This is a genomic window from Clostridium culturomicium, from assembly GCF_000821305.1.
GTDB classification, from domain to species: domain Bacteria; phylum Bacillota; class Clostridia; order Clostridiales; family Clostridiaceae; genus Clostridium_J; species Clostridium_J culturomicium.
In genome coordinates this window covers 586,017-604,996 of record NZ_CCXK01000017.1, presented here as the reverse complement: position 1 = coordinate 604,996, position 18,980 = coordinate 586,017, and the positions used below count along the sequence as shown (strand labels likewise).

General features: G+C 31.8%; 15 protein-coding genes. 1 reads left to right on the top strand and 14 read right to left on the bottom strand.

From position 1 onward, the window contains the following. Positions 1–182: 182 nt before the first annotated feature. The 12 genes from BN1075_RS15220 to BN1075_RS15170 all read right to left on the bottom strand — a co-directional run bounded on the left by BN1075_RS15220 (position 183) and on the right by BN1075_RS15170 (position 16,305). The gene (locus BN1075_RS15220) at positions 183–572 is read right to left on the bottom strand and encodes a (deoxy)nucleoside triphosphate pyrophosphohydrolase (protein ID WP_040194079.1); all 390 of its coding nucleotides are present in this window, start codon (positions 570–572) and stop codon (positions 183–185) included. A 44-nt stretch (positions 573–616) separates the two neighbouring features. Continuing rightward, positions 617–2,083, bottom strand: coding sequence for a hypothetical protein (locus BN1075_RS15215; RefSeq protein WP_040194078.1), 1,467 nt, complete (start codon positions 2,081–2,083; stop codon positions 617–619). A gap of 12 nt (positions 2,084–2,095) precedes the next feature. Further along, positions 2,096–2,656 (bottom strand): hypothetical protein, encoded by a 561-nt coding sequence (locus BN1075_RS15210; protein ID WP_040194077.1) that lies wholly within the window; start codon positions 2,654–2,656, stop codon positions 2,096–2,098. Positions 2,657–3,115: 459 nt separating this feature from the next. Next, the gene (locus tag BN1075_RS15205; RefSeq protein WP_040194076.1) at positions 3,116–3,583 is read right to left on the bottom strand and encodes a dihydrofolate reductase; all 468 of its coding nucleotides are present in this window, start codon (positions 3,581–3,583) and stop codon (positions 3,116–3,118) included. Positions 3,584–4,197: 614 nt separating this feature from the next. Then, entirely contained in the window at positions 4,198–5,100 is a 903-nt protein-coding gene (locus BN1075_RS15200; RefSeq protein ID WP_040194075.1) for a sce7725 family protein, read from the bottom strand. Between the two features lie 75 nt (positions 5,101–5,175). Then, a complete protein-coding gene (locus tag BN1075_RS21235) occupies positions 5,176–6,222 on the bottom strand; it encodes a DNA/RNA non-specific endonuclease (protein WP_081911626.1) in 1,047 nt (348 codons plus the stop codon). Positions 6,223–6,467: 245 nt separating this feature from the next. Then, the gene (locus BN1075_RS21655) at positions 6,468–6,629 is read right to left on the bottom strand and encodes a hypothetical protein (RefSeq protein WP_156132802.1); all 162 of its coding nucleotides are present in this window, start codon (positions 6,627–6,629) and stop codon (positions 6,468–6,470) included. Between the two features lie 72 nt (positions 6,630–6,701). Further along, a complete protein-coding gene (locus BN1075_RS15190) occupies positions 6,702–7,784 on the bottom strand; it encodes a hypothetical protein (protein ID WP_040194073.1) in 1,083 nt (360 codons plus the stop codon). Continuing rightward, on the bottom strand, positions 7,777–9,942 hold the full coding sequence (locus tag BN1075_RS15185) for a hypothetical protein (RefSeq protein WP_040194072.1): 2,166 nt from the start codon (positions 9,940–9,942) through the stop codon (positions 7,777–7,779). The genes BN1075_RS15190 and BN1075_RS15185 overlap by 8 nt, the downstream gene beginning before the upstream one ends. A gap of 10 nt (positions 9,943–9,952) precedes the next feature. Beyond that, positions 9,953–12,856, bottom strand: coding sequence for a tubulin-like doman-containing protein (locus BN1075_RS15180; RefSeq protein ID WP_040194070.1), 2,904 nt, complete (start codon positions 12,854–12,856; stop codon positions 9,953–9,955). Between the two features lie 14 nt (positions 12,857–12,870). Further along, complete coding sequence (locus BN1075_RS15175; protein WP_040194068.1) at positions 12,871–15,216, bottom strand: vWA domain-containing protein; 2,346 nt, start codon at positions 15,214–15,216, stop codon at positions 12,871–12,873. A gap of 315 nt (positions 15,217–15,531) precedes the next feature. After that, complete coding sequence (locus tag BN1075_RS15170; RefSeq protein WP_040194066.1) at positions 15,532–16,305, bottom strand: hypothetical protein; 774 nt, start codon at positions 16,303–16,305, stop codon at positions 15,532–15,534. Between the two features lie 313 nt (positions 16,306–16,618). Here BN1075_RS15170 and BN1075_RS15165 point away from each other — a divergent pair, with 313 nt between their 5' ends. Further along, positions 16,619–17,176, top strand: a complete 558-nt coding sequence (locus tag BN1075_RS15165) for a 5-formyltetrahydrofolate cyclo-ligase (RefSeq protein WP_040194064.1) — start codon at positions 16,619–16,621, stop codon at positions 17,174–17,176. Between the two features lie 120 nt (positions 17,177–17,296). On the opposite strand, the gene BN1075_RS15160 is transcribed toward BN1075_RS15165, so the two are convergent. Both BN1075_RS15160 and BN1075_RS15155 read right to left on the bottom strand, forming a co-directional pair. Beyond that, entirely contained in the window at positions 17,297–17,722 is a 426-nt protein-coding gene (locus tag BN1075_RS15160) for a hypothetical protein (RefSeq protein ID WP_040194063.1), read from the bottom strand. A gap of 520 nt (positions 17,723–18,242) precedes the next feature. After that, positions 18,243–18,821, bottom strand: a complete 579-nt coding sequence (locus BN1075_RS15155; RefSeq protein WP_052406578.1) for a hypothetical protein — start codon at positions 18,819–18,821, stop codon at positions 18,243–18,245. Positions 18,822–18,980 lie beyond the last annotated feature (159 nt).

The following is an 18,980-nucleotide window of genomic DNA, read 5'->3' as shown; positions in this document are numbered from 1 at the left end:
AAGATAAAGCTTATATTAAACATGCAATATCTTGATGTTACATTTTTGATATATGCTTTATTACATAATATCCTGAATTCCATTTTCTAATGTAAAAAACACTTACCTATGACTCAAGCTCTTTTATAAGCCTTTAAATTTTCTACTATAGTCACATCCATATTTTGTGCTCTTTATAATTGCTAGATGAAGCATCCTTTAATTTTTTCTACAACAATCACATCCGCTGGAACCCAGATTAATTCATCTAAATCACTAATCCTAACCCACTTAGCATCATTATGAGCATTGAGATTAAGTTCTCCACCTAGAATACTGCAAAGAAAACAATCCATTTTTAAATGAAAATTAGGATAATCATAATCCACAGTAACAAGCAAATCTGAAACCTTTATATGAAGCTCCAGCTCTTCCTTTATCTCACGGATAAGAGCAGCATCCTTAGCCTCTCCTGCTTCAACCTTTCCACCAGGAAATTCCCACATATTTTCAAAGTCACCATAGTCACGACGAGTAACAAAAATCTTGTCTCCTTCTTTAATAACTGCGGCGACCACTTCTATTGTCTTCATAACGAGCCTCCAAATCTTTATTTAGCCAAGGCAACTTAAGTAATTTAATCTTCAAGATACTTATCAAGCTTATTAATTTCTTCTATTAATTGTGCATCTAACTTACTTTTAATAAATTCCTCTTTTACTTTAAAAATAAATCGCAAATCAGTAAAAAGATGTGCAATGGTTACAAGTATTCCCCCAACATCTAAGTACTTCAATGATTTTTTTACAGCATCTGGATTTTCTCCTGCAACACCTATCCCAGCAGCAATACCTACTGCAATAATATTACTTGCTGAGGCAATTACATTAGATATTAAGATTATCTTCTTTGTCCTTACCTGATAAAGCTTTCTATCCATTTCGCCATTCTCAGCACATATCAAACTATGTATAGTTGAAATTACAAAGTTTATAAACTCTGCTCCTGCTGCTTGCTTAGCTATATCTCCTAGTGCTATTGAATCTAATCCATGCTCTGCTAATGTCTGTGCAAAATCTGGAGAAATAGTTTGTAAAAATGGAATTGGTAACCCATCTGTGGAAACATCAGATTTCAGGTGCAAATGTTCCTTCACTAATGCTTCAACTAATATTCTCTTTCCTCCATCACTCTTAAATCTGGTAACTGCGGCATCAAATATTTTTTCAGTATTAGCATTAGCTGCAATAGTAGGCACATAAACACCTTTTGAATTTGGCTTATACTGAATATGATGTGAAGTTCCATTCCACCATGTAGCAGTATTGGTCATAATATTTGCAGTTCCAAACAAATATCCTAAAATAGGATCATGACCTAAGGACCTAAATCTATGAGAATTACCGTCCAATCCTTTTCCATCTCTTCCAATACCATATTTTTTACTACCAGCGATAACATCGTACGGTACTTTTTTCTGTCCTACAATTGTTTCTTCAGTGGCATAATAATACCTTCCTCGCAACTTTCCATCCTTGCCATATTTATCTTCCATTATCTTAGAACCATCATTTGCAATCCCTCTATCAGAAAATGGAGTTATAACATATTGTCTTACAACCTGAAGTGCAATAGCAGTAACCAAAAATACTAAATCAATTTTTTTAAGTTTAGTTTCTGCACAAAACTCCTCTTCTATTGATGCCAATCGCTGGTCTGCTATTTGAATTTCCTCCTCAGTAAGCAAGTCTTGTATTACAGTATTTTCGTAGCCCCTGCTATGTGCAAGTTCTACTAAAGCTTCATATGAAATTGGCTTTTTTTCAAATACTTTATTAGCTTCTTCTACTTCAGCTATTAATGCTTCTGCTTCTGTCTCTGCTTTTTTATGTGCTTCTGGAATAATGTCATCAAGTGAAATACCTAATGATTGAAGCCAAGCTTTATTGTCTTGGAGTTTTTTATCAGCCTCTTCATTAAAACGTTGTGCTTCTTCATTATTCTTACGAGCAATATCAATTAACTGTTGTTCCTCAGAAACTAATCTTTCGGAATCATCACGCTGCATTTTTAAAACATCATATAACTCTTTATCCACCTTCACGCTTCCCCCATATTATGTAAATGAAAGGTTTCCCTCTAAGCCCTCACGCTTCTTTCTTAATGCTTGGAAAATAACTTCATATTCTAAAATCTTTTCCTGTTGCTTTCTTATGATGTCATCCTTCTCCTTATCGGTACGTGCATGCTCTCTTTTAGCATTTTCATACTTTTCATATATTTCTTGCTGTTTTTTTGCAAGCTCCTTACAGTAATTAGCCTGCTTTTGCTGCTCTTTTTTCATACTTTTATTTTTCCCAATTAAAAGACCAATTCCAGTACCAAGTAAAGTAATTATCGTTATTGGCAAAGCAACTGTAGATATAATTCCCATTCCAATAAATCCTGCAGCTCCAGTGGCAGATAAACCTGCAGTTACTCCAGCTATACCTACAGTTCCAGCACTAGTAGCAATTGCCGCTCCAGCGGTTCCACCAATAGCTGTACCTACTATTGTAGCAACTTTAGGATTTCCCTTAATTACCGGTGTTGATGTGCCCAAAATAGAATCTGCAACCCTCAACAATTCATCCAGTTCCTTAACATCCTTTGATGTTAGTGATTTGAATTTTCCCATACTCTTCACCTCTGCTCACAAATATTTTATGTCATAAATCCCACTCATTGCATTTTAATAAGCGTTCTTTTTTATAATTCGACCTATATCTATTTAATCCTTTTTCTAAAATACACAAAAGATATACTAATAAATCATGATAAAACTATATTATTTTCATATTTACTCGTAAGTCTACCTTTTCTAATTTGATTGTATCATCAATTAGATGGAGGTGTTACAACTTTAGTACATCAGGTCATATAAAAAGATGTTAGAAAATTTTATCCTTAATAGCCTTTTCTCTAAGTTCTACCAAATCAACTACATCTTTGTTGCCACTAATTTTATGCAATACACTTACTGCTTATCTAATTTCATTATCTTAATTCTGAATATGGTCAAAATCTAAAATATTAATAATAATTGCTTCATTAACACTCTTATTCTACTTCTAATACTTTTTCATCTTCTCAAAGTTTATTTTCTTGTATATGTTACATAAACATATGGAATTTCTCCATCTACCTTTTCATTAATTTCTTTTATAAACCTACTTTCATCAAATTCTGGAAAATATGTATCCCCATCAATTGTTATATCCACTTCCGTAATATACATTTTTTCAACCATAGACAATGCTTCCTCATAAACCCTAGAACCACCAGAGATATAAATCTCCTTATCCCCAGCCATTCTTATTGCCTCTTCTAATGATTTGGCTGTCTTAACATTAACCTCATTGTATTCCTTTGTATTTGATATTACTATGTTCATTCTGTCTGGAAGTGGTCTACCTATCGATTCATAAGTACGTCTTCCCATTATAACCACATTCCCTGTAGTTAGCTCTTTAAATCTTTTTAACTCCCCTTTAATATCCCACGGCATTTTACCTAAGTTTCCTATAACTTTATTGTTACCATATGCTACAATTAATGAAACCATCTTAATTCTCCCTCGTAACTAATTTAATCCTATTATCATATCTTTTATTATCTTCATATATTATCCACTAATAATTAATACACCTTATTTTATATTCCAAGGTGATAAATCTAACTCTTTTTAAATTCGTATATATTATTTATCCTGTACATCAAAATGAAAATATCCTTTTTCGCTGTTCCTCTGTGATTCCAATTTCATCACAAATACCTTTTGATGTATTACTCATTTACCCACCACTCCTCAAATAGACTATTAGCTTAAACCTAACGCTAATATTCTACGCCTATCCTAAATACTCCTTTAACCAAAACTATCTTTGTTGAGGTCTTTTCTTAAACATTATAATTTCAATGCAACTCATTCCATAATTTGTTTACAGTAGTTAATAATAAAAATCAATAAACTAGATAAAATAAGCCTGCAGTAACTAGTACTTCAGGCTTATTTTATAATATTAAATTATTTATAATCTTTCACTAGTTCATAAAGTAGGCATCTACTTCCGCTTCATTATGAAGAATTTCTTCTTCATTCACTCCTAGATGCCTAAAAAAACTAATACTTGCGCTAAGTATCAAGCTATAGTCTTAATGGAATTTAACAAATTTACATCACTTACACTTTTTCTCTAAATATCTGCTCATTATCTCCAAATGATGCATTATGGATAGCTTCTTTATCATTCCTGCCCCTGGATAATGTTTCATATTGTAATAATTTAATAATTCATTTATTGCATAGGTATGATATTTTTTATTAGACTCCAGCCAGCTACTAAACTTTCCAACTGCTTCTAGGAACTTACCTTTTTGATTTTTAGTTCCATCCTTGGAGTCAGATACAAAGTGCCTTACATATAAGATGTTTTCCTTATTATAATATAAAATATGGAGAGCTATTGCATAAGCTGGACCGCCTCCGGTGGTATAATTACTACCTACTAAAGAATAGTCTGAAAACCCACAGTACTTATTAGCATCATAAATTATATGCTCATAGGAAAACAATTCTGGCTCTTCACCATAATCAGCGTTTCTTTTCTGCTTATTAAATTTATCCTGAAGAATTATATTTTTGTCTCCCGGCCTGCCATAGCCAGGTACTACAATATATTTAGGCTCATTTTCTTTAAAGGTTTCTTCATAGAGCTCATTATTATTGTTAATTACCAATAAATTATCCAGCTTTACACCAATCTCCTTCAATAGCTCCAACTCTTCTTTAGAGTTGCTATTTACTATATGCCCCACAATTACATTTTCATTAGCTAGAAGATTAATAAATCTTTCATCATGGCTGTTCAATCCTGCAGGATATTCTCCCACCTGTGGATTATGGATAATTACAATTTTTCTTTTGCTATTTATAAATGTCTTTACTGTTTTAATAAATTGAGTAGAAAATTTAATTGGTTCAATTATTGGTATAACTCTTTTGGATATCAGCTTCTTCTCAACTAATCCTCGTAATGCCATTAGCTCATACTGCTTGCCTCTAAAATAAGGAAAATACATATACAATAAACTCCTATAAATTTCTTCATATATAAACATATTAAATTTATAGAGGAATTATTCGTAATCTAATAATTAATGACATCTATCGCAAGGATCACTCTTTCCGCTTTCCTCCAGCGTTCCTTCTAAAATAGTTTTACTTCTTGATAATGTAGAACAATCCTTTGTGGTATGATAACTCTTTCCATTAGGTGTCCAATATACTGTTCCAGCGGTGCTTGTACTACCAGCATTACTACTAGTATTTGAGTTATCAACAGTCGTAGTTGTATTGCTGCCAGAACTTGAGTTTTCAGCTGGAGCAGTTGTGTTACTACTAGAATTTGAATTGCTAGTTGATGTATTGCTTTCTAAACTTGCATTATACTCATCAGGATTAATATTATCAAATTCATCCTTTATAACATTTCCCTTAATGGTGTAAGTGTAACTATAATGGCTTGGTATTTGAGTCGTTGTATTAGGATAAGTTATTATTGCAACAAAATCTGTACAACCGCCAGCATCTCTTATAACCTTTTCCATATAAGCTTGGTCACCATGTCTGTTAAGTGTACTATTTTGAGGAGTTATATTGTAAGCGTTAGAAACTCCTCCAAGGGAATCTGCTATAACATGTCCCTCATCTAAGTTCTTGCTTTCAACTCCAGGCACTTTTGCTTCATCTCTGTAATATCTTCCACTTGAAGTAACAGGCTCTTTTGAATCGTCTTGCAAGATTATTTCCTTAGCTATTACTTTAACTAACTGACCGTATTCATTGGTAAAGGCATAATATTCTCTGTCTCCAAAGCCTATATCAACCACCACGTTAGGCTCTCTGTGACCTGATAAATCTCCACCATCAACTTCTATAAGAGTATAGCCTGCAAATATATCCTCTGTCCAATCTGTTGAAGGCTCTTCCTTAGAACTGTTTTCCGTTTCCTTGTCATCTTCAGCTGTGTCCTTTTTTGAAGGATCAGCACTACCCTTATCAGTTTCAGTTATTTCCTCTTTGCTATTACCTGCGCTATAATGCTCACTGTCAGTATTATTTGACAATATTGTTATTCCAATTAATAAAGCAGCAAATATCACCGCAATTAAGCTTGAAAATTTTTTAGTATTTTTCTTCATTTTTTATGTCCTCCCTTCATCTTTATGCAATACTATACTATCACAAATTAAGTAATTTTTCCTGTATAAGGAACATGAATCTACCACCTTTTGAAATAATCTTTATAATTATTTTTATTATGAAAGGTTTTAAAACATCACTATATCTATTTAAAATCATCTGTAAAAAAATCTATTGTTAACCTAAAAAAGATAATGTGATTTAAAAAAGCATCACATTATCTTTTCTTAATTTTTATTTAGCTTTAAATACTTTCAAAATCATCTTCAAACAATACAACTATGGACTTACAAATATCCGGATTTTTTTTCATATATTCATAATCGCATTTCATTTGAAGACGTTCCAAAATATATACAGCTTTTTTTAGTGTAAGTATTTCAGTAATATCCTTTACCTTATCCATAGAACTCACCAAACATCCTTGTTTTTATTATCATATTCCTGATAAATAGATAAGTTCTCATTTAATTGCTAATTATCTTGGCTCTTCAACTATATTCTTCTGATGACCCATATAAAACTTACCTTGTCCTAAGAGTTCGCAGTAATAATACTTTTTATTATCTTTTATAAAGTAATTGTCCTCACTTTCTAAGTCAGCTCCCTCCACGGCGAAGGTTATCTTTGTTTCTCCTTTTTCATAAGGCACCAAGAATTCTACCACATCAAGGTCCATTGCTCTTAGTATTTCAATGGCACATCTTCCAAGACTTAAGAAGTTTCCAGCTTCTGCAGTAATAACCTGGGCTGGTGTTTTTTCTTCTTTTTCCTCCTCTACCTTAAAGCTGCTTATGAGTGTTAATACTACTTCAATCCTCTGCTTCTTAGAAAGTTCATATGTCTTGCAAAGGTTCTGTACCTTTTTTGAAAATTCAAAGACATTCTTTTCAAATTCTCTTTCTGTAGCTCCAGCCATTACCCTATGGTTGTTGGTAATATTAAACTCAACCTCCAGGAGAATAGGCTCTTTTACACTTATGGAATTGCAATCATATTTCCATTTTAACAATTTATAATCTTCATTAGGGTCTCTTTCTTCAAGGATCTCTTCATTATCTGGCTTTTTAGTTATACGGATTATTGATTTTTTTCTTTTCTTTTTAACTTTGTACTTCCTAAATACAAATAATATAAGAAGAATACCAAATACAACCAGCCTTATATCATAAATTTTAAAATAAATTAGCACAATGAAAATTGCTATAATTATAAATTTACCCCAGAAGTTTATGTGCTCCAGCCCTTTATCATATTTAACTAAAATATCACTTAACTTCTCATACACATCAATATCCTTATCCAAATATAAATACCTTTGAATTACATAGAGTAAAAATCTTATTATGATAAAGAGAAGAAGAATTATTAGAATGTAGTGTATGGTTACCAATACTGCTTTAAGATTTCTTTCTATAAATACATAGTGCTTCTCCACAACCTCAATTACCATTTCACTAATAATCTGATCACTAATGACTTCACAACCATTATAAATAACAAGATTCAAAGGAATTACATAAATGAGTATTAGAAGGATTATCCCTGTAACACTAATCATCTTTATCCCTCCCCTCAATATACTGGAAAGGAATTATTTTTTCTAATTTAATTCCTAAGGTAAGGTTAATTAAAGATATGGAATTTGTGTAGATACCTTTGCCTTCAAGGTTGCTAAGTTTATAATTGTTTAAAGAATTTATTATTGTATCTTTACACTCATGGTTAAACACCTTTGAACCCACAAATATCCTTTGATTCTCTAAATCATAATCTTGATTATATTGAAGCAATTCCTTGGATTTAACTACAGCCTTTTCCATCCATTTACCCACTTCTTTACCCAAGTTGTTTTCCCATTTGAATCTAAGAAAATCATAGAAATCAATATTGATATTCTCTTCTGCAATATTGAAGCAAAACTCTTTTAAAGTCTTATTACAGGAGGGTTCCTTTAAGCTTTCAAAGCCAGAAATCTCACCCATAAACCTAGAATATATTCCTCGAAGGTGCTTTTTCCTGTTATCATAGAACCTTTTCCTATCCTCAGAGTTTAAAAGATCCGTAATTAATACTTCAGAGTGCTCTTCCTCTTTATCCCTATTCTCAAAACTATAAACCTCCAGATTATTAAAGCCTATGATGCTTTCCTCAACAGCTTTAATCTCTGCTTCTATATACATAATTACTTCTTCATAATACTTACGAACTTCTTCTGCAATGGTTTTTTTAAGACTTGCTGCACCGTAAATATAAATGTTTTCTATATACTTCTTTATGAATTTTATAAACTGTTTATCCATAAAAACATACTCAACCACTGTAATTGAAACGATAAAGGTTAAAAGAAGCACAATAAAACCGGCTTTTGTCTCCCTGGAAACTAAAGTAACTTTACTTGAAGCTAAAAGCAAAGCATAAATCATGAAGATGAAAATCGAAGTAAATTTAAGCCAATATCCCTTAAAGTTTGGATAGCTCTCTATCTTTGAAATCAACTTTTCCTTTAAATTTGAATCCTTCTCCACCTTTTCTGCTCTAAATTTAACTGATTCTTTTCTTACTTTTCCCAGCAAATCCTCTAAGTAGCTTTTTCCTTGAAGTAGACTATAATTAAGGATAATGCTATTTAAGTCATTATAAATCTTACCTTTTGTTTCAAGGAGTAACTTTTCTTTTTTTGACACAACTTCTTCTTTTACTTCACCAAGGAATTCCTTATTAAGCTTACTTTCTTTATTATCTAAAAGCTCCTTATATATATGAGGCTGCCTATTCCATATTCTTTCCTTACCAACTTCTATCTCATATTTTTCAGGCACTGCAAGCACGTCCTCATTGTTTATGAATAAAGGTATACCTGCACTTAAAAGGTTTGAAATATTCTTCCCTTTAATTAAAGTATTGCTGGTATAAACATTGTAATCCACTTCTTCTAAGTGATTACTTCCATACTCCTTTAAATCATTGGAAAGATACTGGCTGAACTCCCCTTTTAACTTGTCTTTAAACACAGTTAAGGTGGAAATACCAATTGTCCCAATCTTAAAGTCTTTTTCGTGCATCATGAGCCTTTTATTATAAGTATTGAGTAAAGGATTTTCTGACGGAAGAATTGTTAAATACGTCATTAAAGCAATAAGATATTCTAATTCCTTCTTTGGTATTCTTAGACCATCTCTAGCCACAGTATGGGTCAAGTAAACCTTAGAGTTTATATTAATAATATTTTCATCCTTCTTTAGGATATCCACCACAGCTTTTAATTCATTTAATTTTTCATTGCTTTCCTTAGGGGCATAGGCCCATTCCTTATCCAGCACTGGAAGGATAAACAAGGACATTCCAGAATGCTTGGTTTTGTCCACCATACAGTAATTCACCTTCAGCAGTATTTCCATAAGGTCCTTCATAGGGAAATCAGTTTCGTACAAGTCCCAGTATAAAAATATATTTATTTGTATATTGGCAGTACTTTCTGTCCTTATCTTATATCCTAAATCCACAAGCCTATTTATTTTCTTTGCATTAAGTAGCTTATCATCAATTATTTTCTGTATATGAGCTTCAACCTCTATAAGGTCGCTCATTTCATATAACTCTATAACATCATTAAGATAGTCTGGAATACTTATAAGCATTTCTTTTAAATGTCCAAGGGCCTTATTTGCAGAAGGCCCCACTGACATTACTAGGGTTGGACTAAAAATTTCATTCATTTATATCACCTTATTTTCTAAATGAATTCTGATATCTTAATTTTTCATAGGCTATGAAGTCACCCTCCTGATACCCAGCTGCTCTAATGTCATCCTCATTATTAAGGAGATTATACAATTCTATATATTTTCTCTTATGCTTTATTAAATCCTCTCTAGAATGAACTGCTTCAACTGCTGTGATAAATTTAGCTAATTTTGATGTTAAAGCTATATCCTTCTCAATTCTGCTTAAGACCTGACTTCGACTATTACCTAAAATTATACTTTCTTCAATTTCAGAAGTATTCTTTGGCAGTTCTTTATAACTATCTATGATTTTATCTGTAGATAAATTACAATCCGATTTATATACAAACCTTTGGCCATCCATATTAGAAGAACTTAAATTATCTATATATTTTCCATGAACCTTTAAAATTGCTCCATAGGCTTGAGCTAAGGTATAAATTTTAAACAACTCATCCACATCTAGCACTAAATCGTCGAGGCCCACATAAGTCTCATCTAAATGTAATGGATAGGTCTGTTCTGATAAAAGCTTCAAATAAAACATTTTGTAGTTTTTCACATCAGGTAGATATCCTGCACAAGCTCCCATGGTAATATGAATTACATCAATTGAGGAAGGGTTGCTGGTTTCTACATATCTTGCTTGTCTTGACCTTTCTCCTGTCTGGCTTCTTATCCAATAATCAATCTCTTCATCTGGCCTTATGGTGAAGCCATTTGTGATATTATCGTCCTTAACAGCTCCTATATAATAACACTCTGTCCAAGATACTTCAGGATTTTTTATTGCTGACCAGAAAGGTTTAGCCAGCTTTGCTGCAATCTCCAGTTCTTCTTTTACATATAACTTTGGATTTTGTCTATTGACTTCAGCATTTTTTCTCATAATATCAATTAAGGATAAATTATCTAATCTCTTATCCTCTTCTATGATTTTTGCACATAGATTGATCAAATATTTAATATCATAATTCATTAAAGATAAGATATTTATATCCCTTGGCTTCTCTCTTTCCATGTCAAATATCTCATCAAACATCTCCTGCTTCATCATCTTTGTTATGGTTGGCTTCAAATTATCCCTTCCATAGTTCTCTTCATAGAAATTATCATAGAAATCCTTTGATACCATCTCTCTTGATATAATATTCCCACCATAGGTCTTATTCGCTTGATTATTGAGCCTCAAAAGATTCATGGAAACTGAACTTCTATATTCATCAATATTCCTTGATAAAACATCTATATTCTTAACTGCTTCATCTATCATTGCTGTAATCATCTTACAAAGTTCATTTGCAATATAAGAATTTATCTCATTCTCTTTATTGCTAATAAAATTATTTGCAGTATTTTTGATGGAATTAGCTTCTTCAGATTTTTTAAGTTTATTTTTCCTTGAATTACTTAGCTTTTTAACACTGTCTAATTTCCCACTTATACTTTGGAATACTGAATTTGCAGACCCAACGTTACTTGGAGGAATTATAGCATTAGCTTCCTGTTTAAATAGTGTTGAGGTCTCCTTTAGAATTCTTGATAATCCTCTAACTCCATAAGCAATGGAATCCTCATTGATGAATTCTTCTAAAAATTTATCAGCTTTTTCAATATTTATTTCATAATCGCTATTCCAATTATTTTTGCTGGCAGTAACTCTTTTTTCCGCAGAGGTCAAGCTGTTTTGGATAACAGAACCATCTAAGGTTTCCTCTTTAATTCTTATCATATGATTGTTTACTAAATAAGTATTTATATCTAACTCTTGTTTAATATCTTCTTTTAATTCCTCTGCTTTAAGGTTTAGCACTTCTTCTTCTGTCTCACTGCTATATAAACTCTCAAGTATGTCTGAAGCTAATTTAAAGCAAGAATACCTTTTTATGTTTTCCACTGGAATCTCCATTGATGAAGATGAGAAGGTACTAAAATGACGGTCTCTTTTTAAAACTGGATCCTTGTCTTTACAAATAAAGTTTGCATAATCTGCCCTAAGCTGAGAGCCAAGCTTTGTCCCAATCTCATGATAAAGCTGTAAGGAGCATAAATCATATATGTCTTCTATATTAGTTAATACTCCCCCTCCTTCATTTTTGTTTTCAACTAAATAACATATATCAAGGAGTTTTTTCTCTAGTTTTATTTCTCCAATGTTATTGTACTTAAAGGTATATCTGTCATCCTCTGGATTTTTTATAGAGCTCATGTAAAATTCCAGCTCTTTCAATGCAGCATAACAATTGGCCTTACTTCTGTTTTGAGCATCTAAATCAGAGGATAACTTATCATCATAACAGCTTTCTAAGGTGAACATTCCAATTAAATTAGTATTGTCTCTATTAAATATCTTTGATAACATTACAGAAACATCTAAAAAGGTTCCGCAGCCTGTTCCTCCTGCTAAGGAACCAACAATATACACCTTATGTCTGTCAATATTCTCAAGATGCACTGCACCAACCTCTGTCAATATCTTATATAAGTCTACCAAGTCATTTTTAGCTGTACTCAAAGTATCATACACAAGTTTAGAGTTCTTACAAAGATATATCCTTCCTATAGGTCTTATTAAACCTGCCCCTTGGTCTGTAGATGTAAAGAAGTCAGGGGTTATAGGTGGATTCTCTGGAAGCCAGTCAAAATTAGGATTTGAATAAGCCCAATCAAGGGTGCTTTTTACCCCTTCATTAAATCTCAATTGACATTTTTCATTATTTTTTAAGGAATCGTCTAAAAAAGATTTTAAGTCAGTATCTAAAATGAGATATCTTATTGGTAAATTCTGCTCATTGTACCTTTTGTTGAATAACTTCTTCAGTCTTTTAATAATCTGAAAGCCTGTGCCCCCTAAACCAACTATAAGCGTTGGCAGTATGTCCTTTGGAATTTCATTGTTCATCATTCTTACCCCTCCGTTTATAACTTAAATTCTATTTCTAATTTATTAATCTTATTGATTGAATAAATAATTCTAACATCATCCTTTTCCTTTATAGCCTTTGCATCTTCAACTTGATTTTCATTTATATATATATCTTGTACTGCATATTCAATGTAACTTATCGTAATGGGCTTATTCTTTCTATTTAGTAAACAGCAAAGACCTTGTCTCCAATGTGGATACCCTTCATAAATGTTTTCTAACTTGAATTTCCCCAAAGTTGTGTTCATCTCGTCTTCATCTAAGGTTAAGATAGACCTTCTAGTATCAACATTTAAATTCAGCTTCTTAACAACCTCATTTAATTCACCACCCACAGAATCACCTCTTCCTCTAGGCTTAAAATTATAAGAAATCTCAATATGCCTTTTACTGTTGTCTTTAATATTTACCTTGTAGGCATGGATGGAAATAAAGTAAATTCCAGCTACTAATCCTGCAGCTATTGTGAGCACTATTAAGACTAATAGGATTGGCTTAATATACTTGTCCAGAAAATTCATCCACTTTGATATAACATTTATATTAGTGTCAAGGGACTCGGTGATATCTATTCCAGAGCTAGTTTTAAATCTAAGAACTAAATTATCTGTAAGATCCTTTAGTAGTATCTTAACCTTTACTTCCTTTGTTTCTGAGTTTACTTTAAAACTCCCTAGTTCCTTCAACTTATCACTTAACACAAAAACTTCTGTTTCTTCTTGGATTATTGAATCAGGCATAATTTGAAAGGTTAACTCACGGCTACTGTCTATTACAGCCTCCTGTTTCGAACCATTTTTTAACCCTAATTTAATAATAGGTTTCTCAAGAACTTCTATGGTTTTAGTTTCTAATTTATATTCAAAAGAGGAATTATCTGTTCCTCTAATACCTCTTATATATGCATAGTATTCAAGTTTACCTGCCGCTTCTGCTGGAAACTCTGCAGTAAAAACTCCATCCTTTTCAACTAAAGGAATTTCCTCATGTTTTTCTCCTCGTTTTATAATAAGAGTTCCACCTAATTCACTTACCTCATCCTTTCCCTTTGGCTCTATTTCTATTGAAATTATATCTTCTCTTATAAACTTATCCTTGTTAGACACATCCTTATAATCATAGGGTGGATAATCATTAATTGAAACCACTAGTTCAGCAATGGCAATTATTCCTCCATTACCGTCCTTGGCAGTATATCTTACAACTTCCTTTCCTGGCTTTGCTCCCTCAAAAACATCTAAAAAAGCTCCTTTTTCACTTCCCTGCTGAATATTAGAACCATTTCTTTGGATAAAAGCTCCTTCTGGAACTGGACTACCTCCACAATCTAAATTCATATGAATATTTCTTGGTACGTTAATCGGTAAGCTTATATAATTTTGATAATCTCCCAATACATTTAACTTTGCTTTACTCTTAAGTTGAATAATTACCGATGTGTTAACATCCTTCTTTTGAGTAATTTCAACTTCACTGGAAGATGAATTAGTAAACTTATAAACCTCATACAAATTCCCTTTTATTGATGGTTCAAGAAGTTTCCCATTAATCCTCACTTCAATGTCTGGCTGTACATTATCAGCTGCAGCTACACTAATAACTCCACTTTCAATGCTTTCACTAATTTTTATTTTTTCACTCTTTTTTTCTAAAGTAGAAAAATTTCCTACAGTTATAAAATCATTTTCAAGCCCTATGATGCTTGTAATTGCCTCAAATAATTTATCCGCTGTCTTCCCATCCCTAAAAGTACCTCCTGTTTTCACTGCAATACTATTAAGAAACTCACTTTCCACCTCATCTGATAAAGCCACACTGTTAATCTTTATCTCCTCTCCTGCTGCTTCCTCCTCAAGAGCCTTCATCTGCTCCCTATGATTAGGGGCTAGTCCACCTTCTGCCGTCTCAACACCATCAGATAAAATCAATATACTTTTATTCCCCTTCACCTTCCTAAGCTGATTGATAGCTTCCTTTAATCCATCCTTCATATTTGTATAATCTTCATCAAAATTAATCTCACTTATAATTTTTTTCAACTCTAAACTATCTTGTGATTGGCTTATATCATTAAGTACCGTTACTTTTTCTCCAAAGGTTATCATTCCAATATTAACCTTTTCAGAATCTAAGCAATCTAAAGCCATACTACAAGCAACTTTAGCTAAATCTCCAATTCCAGACTTCATACTTCCTGAATTATCAAGTAAGATAATAATATTATTTTTATTACTCTCAGCCTTTACTTCATTGTTAAAAGAAAATATAACATTACTTAACAAAACAACTAATATAATACTAATAATCTGTATAATTCTTTTTGCATTAATTAGCTTCAAACCAACCACCTCCACATAAATTTCACTTTATATTCTATGATAAAGGTGTTTAATTATTACTTATTTGTTAAACTAGACCTAAACAATAATGGTTTAATTGCCTTTACACCTTCCAGTTCAAAGGTGAAAAATCGGCTATACTTCAAAAAATAAAAAGTCCCCTTACCTTTTCAGATAAGGAGACATAGCTTCTCACATTTCACTACTACATCAAATTTTTTGCAGGGCAACCCTACAATTTTTCAGGCTAGTTCATGGGCCTTGATCTAACCCACTCCCCAGACTCTTGATATATGGGCTTTATTAAATTAGTTTTTATGCTGCAATTTTGTTTGTATAGCAAAAATATTCGTAAAATTCCGAAACCTTTTTACTTCTATCTTCATCTTTTATAATTTTTATCATATCCAACAATATATTCTGCATTTCAGAATTGGCTAAATACTTAAGTTCACATTTTCCCCAGTTCTTACTCTTAGATTTTGATTCACAATAATCCCAGAACAATAACTTTTCCTTTTCTGTATCTAACATGATACGATGCTCTTCGTGTGCTTTAATTATACCATCTTTGCAAAGTGAAGCTTTAAAGTTATCTTTCACCATAAATGTACCAATAATCAATCTTTCTGATTCTGGTGCCCCTTCAGGTTTCATGGTTAAAAGACATGCAGTATTCACATTTAACTTTTGTGGTCTCCTTGGTTCACCCTTTGAAGCACCAGATATATATGTACCTGTAAACACAGACCATGTATTTAAAACATCTTCCACCTTATTCTCTACAAAAGCAAATGCAGCTTGAGAATTATCACTTACTTTTAAAGTTCTAACCCTATCTAAAAACTCTCTTTCTCTCACTTCTTCTTGAACCTTCATAGTATTTTCTTTATCTATTTCATATAACACTTCATCAACGTACTCTTTACATACTTTATCTTCTATACTCATAAAACTTTTAAACACATCAGGATAAAGAAATCTCTTTTTGCCAAGATCAAACTCCACTTCTATTTTGTCTTCATCAATTAACCTCACAACTCCTTTACCAAACGTATTGTGATTTACACATTCCCCTACTAAATTCATAGTAATCTCTCCTTTCTAAAAAAAAAGAAGGGCCTTTCATATTAATGCCATTGACATAATACTAAAAGCCCTTCTGTTAAAGACGGTTCTTTTTACTCTATAATAAGATTATACCACAAATCAGAATATTTATCAAATTTATCTTAAACACCCCCTTTTATTTACTAATCTAAATATAACTTATATAATTTATATAGAAACTCCTTCCAACCAGATACTGAAGAGTAATCTACTTACCTAATCTAAAATTTAGAGCAGCACTTATATATGTAAAACTCATACAAAATCTTAGATTGTACTGGAGGCTAACAATATGAATCAAATAAAAAAAGAAATAAGAGATTTAATTTATACCAGACGCAGTGAAATGAATGATGAAGTAAAAGAACACTGGAATGCCACAATCCTTCAAAAGCTCCTTGAAAGTGAATTTTATAAAAATGCACAGGTAATATTTACCTACGTAAGCTTTCAAGGAGAGGTGGATACTATTAAATTTATTGAAGCAGCATTATCAGAGGGCAAAACCATATGTGTTCCTAAGGTCATCTCAAAAAAAGAAGGAATGGAAGCCCATATAATAACCAGTCTTGCTGAACTTGAGAAAAGTTCTTATGGAATCCTTGAACCCCAAAGTTATAGCCCTTTAATAAATCCTCTAGACATTGACCTTTTAATTATGCCTGGAGTTGCCTTTGATAAAAACAATGGAAGAATAGGTTATGGTGGTGGCTTTTATGATAGATATCTTAAAAGAATTAATCCTAAGGCTCATAAAATTGCCATTTCCTACGGCTTTCAAATCTTTGACCATATTCCAATGGATGAATTTGATGAGAGAGTAGATTTTATAATAACTAATGAGCTTTAATTATCTTCACGAAATGAAAACAAAAATAATTGACTTGATGAGCCTCCTCTGTGTATTTAACAGTTGGATGTTCATCAAGTCATTTCTTTTATAAATGTTATTTTCATTTTATTTCAAAATCTAATACGCTATTTCACCTATTGAAAACTCATGTCTCTCTAACCATCTATAATTTTCATCAAAATGTCTATATGTTTCATTCCAAAGCTTTGTTGATACTGGAACAACCTCTATTATATCATCCATAAAATCACTAAATCCGTTTGGCGTTGTTAAACCCTTGACCAAGCTTAAGGCTCCACACATTACAGCTTCCTTAACTTCTGGTATATCGTAAATTACTTCTGCTAAGCAAATTCCACCAACAAAGTCTTTTACTCCACTTCTTCCAAAACCATAAAATCTTTCAGGGTAAATAATCTTCAAATTCTTGTACCACTTGTTTAAAAGCTCTTCCATTTTATATTTATCTAACCCTGCAATATAATTGGCATACTTCATTTCATAGTAAGCATTAATTTCAGCTATAATAGCATTGTTATCCATTAAAATTCCCCCAGACATTTAATAAATAATCTTAATTTAACCTTTTTTAAGCACTTTTCTTTACTTCTATACTGACTCTCTTAAAATTATCTCTTTATATAAAATGCTCTTCATACCACCTAAAATTTATTGATACAGTACATCTTATGATAAGTGCATTTTGAAATATGCTATTTGCTAATAAATCATTAGTTTTTAGATTTATAATTAGAATTAATTGCAACAATAAATAAACCCAATAAAGAGCCTTATGGCAATTTATTGGGTTTAAACTTTTCAAATAAACTCTAAAAAATTAATTAAAGTTTATTTAAAAATCTATTAATTTTTTTACTTAACATAATTTATTAACTATTTACTTAAGGTACTCTATTACCATTGACCTATTTCATTACACATTCTATTACTGTGAACCTTTTCCAGAACAATCTCATTGTCCTCTTAAACAAAATAAGCTGACACTAATTTCTCCAACAAAAAAAATACTGCCACAACAGCAAAAGCCATAGTTATAGACATATTAACAACACTGTATTTCAGTACATTGGAAACTAATAAAGTAATTCCCATTATAATAATGACCATAAGCCATATCATGAAAAAGGGGGGCTTTCTCCTTAGTCTTAAATGCGTTTTTAGATAGAAAATAAACAACTAAATTGGCAGACAAAACAATGATACCCATATTAACAATATCTCCAAGATACAAGGTAAATACCCAGCTGTCAATTTTGGTTATGAGATTTTCCAAGATAACCTTTCCTATATAGATAATTCCCAATATCCAAACTCCTGAAAGAGATATCTCTAATACTTCGGCTATCTTTTCTCTCTTCGTCTTTCTTGGTACAGCTTCCATGATATCATCACAGATTTCCTTGTAATTATTCCCCATTACCTTATTTATATCATCACCACGATTTTGATCATCAACAATCATTTCAATTAAGTCTTCTCTCACAAGCTTTTGATTGTACCTAGACATATCTGCACTTCTCAAATAAACGATCATATTGGAATATATCTTTGCATTATCGCCATGGATTTCTTTTTCTCTTTTAATATTGCTTTTTAAAAGCTCTTTGCATTTTTTATTCACTTTTCTCTTCTCCCTCCATTAAATATATCCCAAAATGATTTAACTATATCCTAAATTCAAACCTTTATTATAGTTTTCTTTGCCGTTAAAATATTAAATCTTACTATCCTAGGCTCTATTTGGAATGTGATTTTAATTAATATTCTCACCGCCTTTATT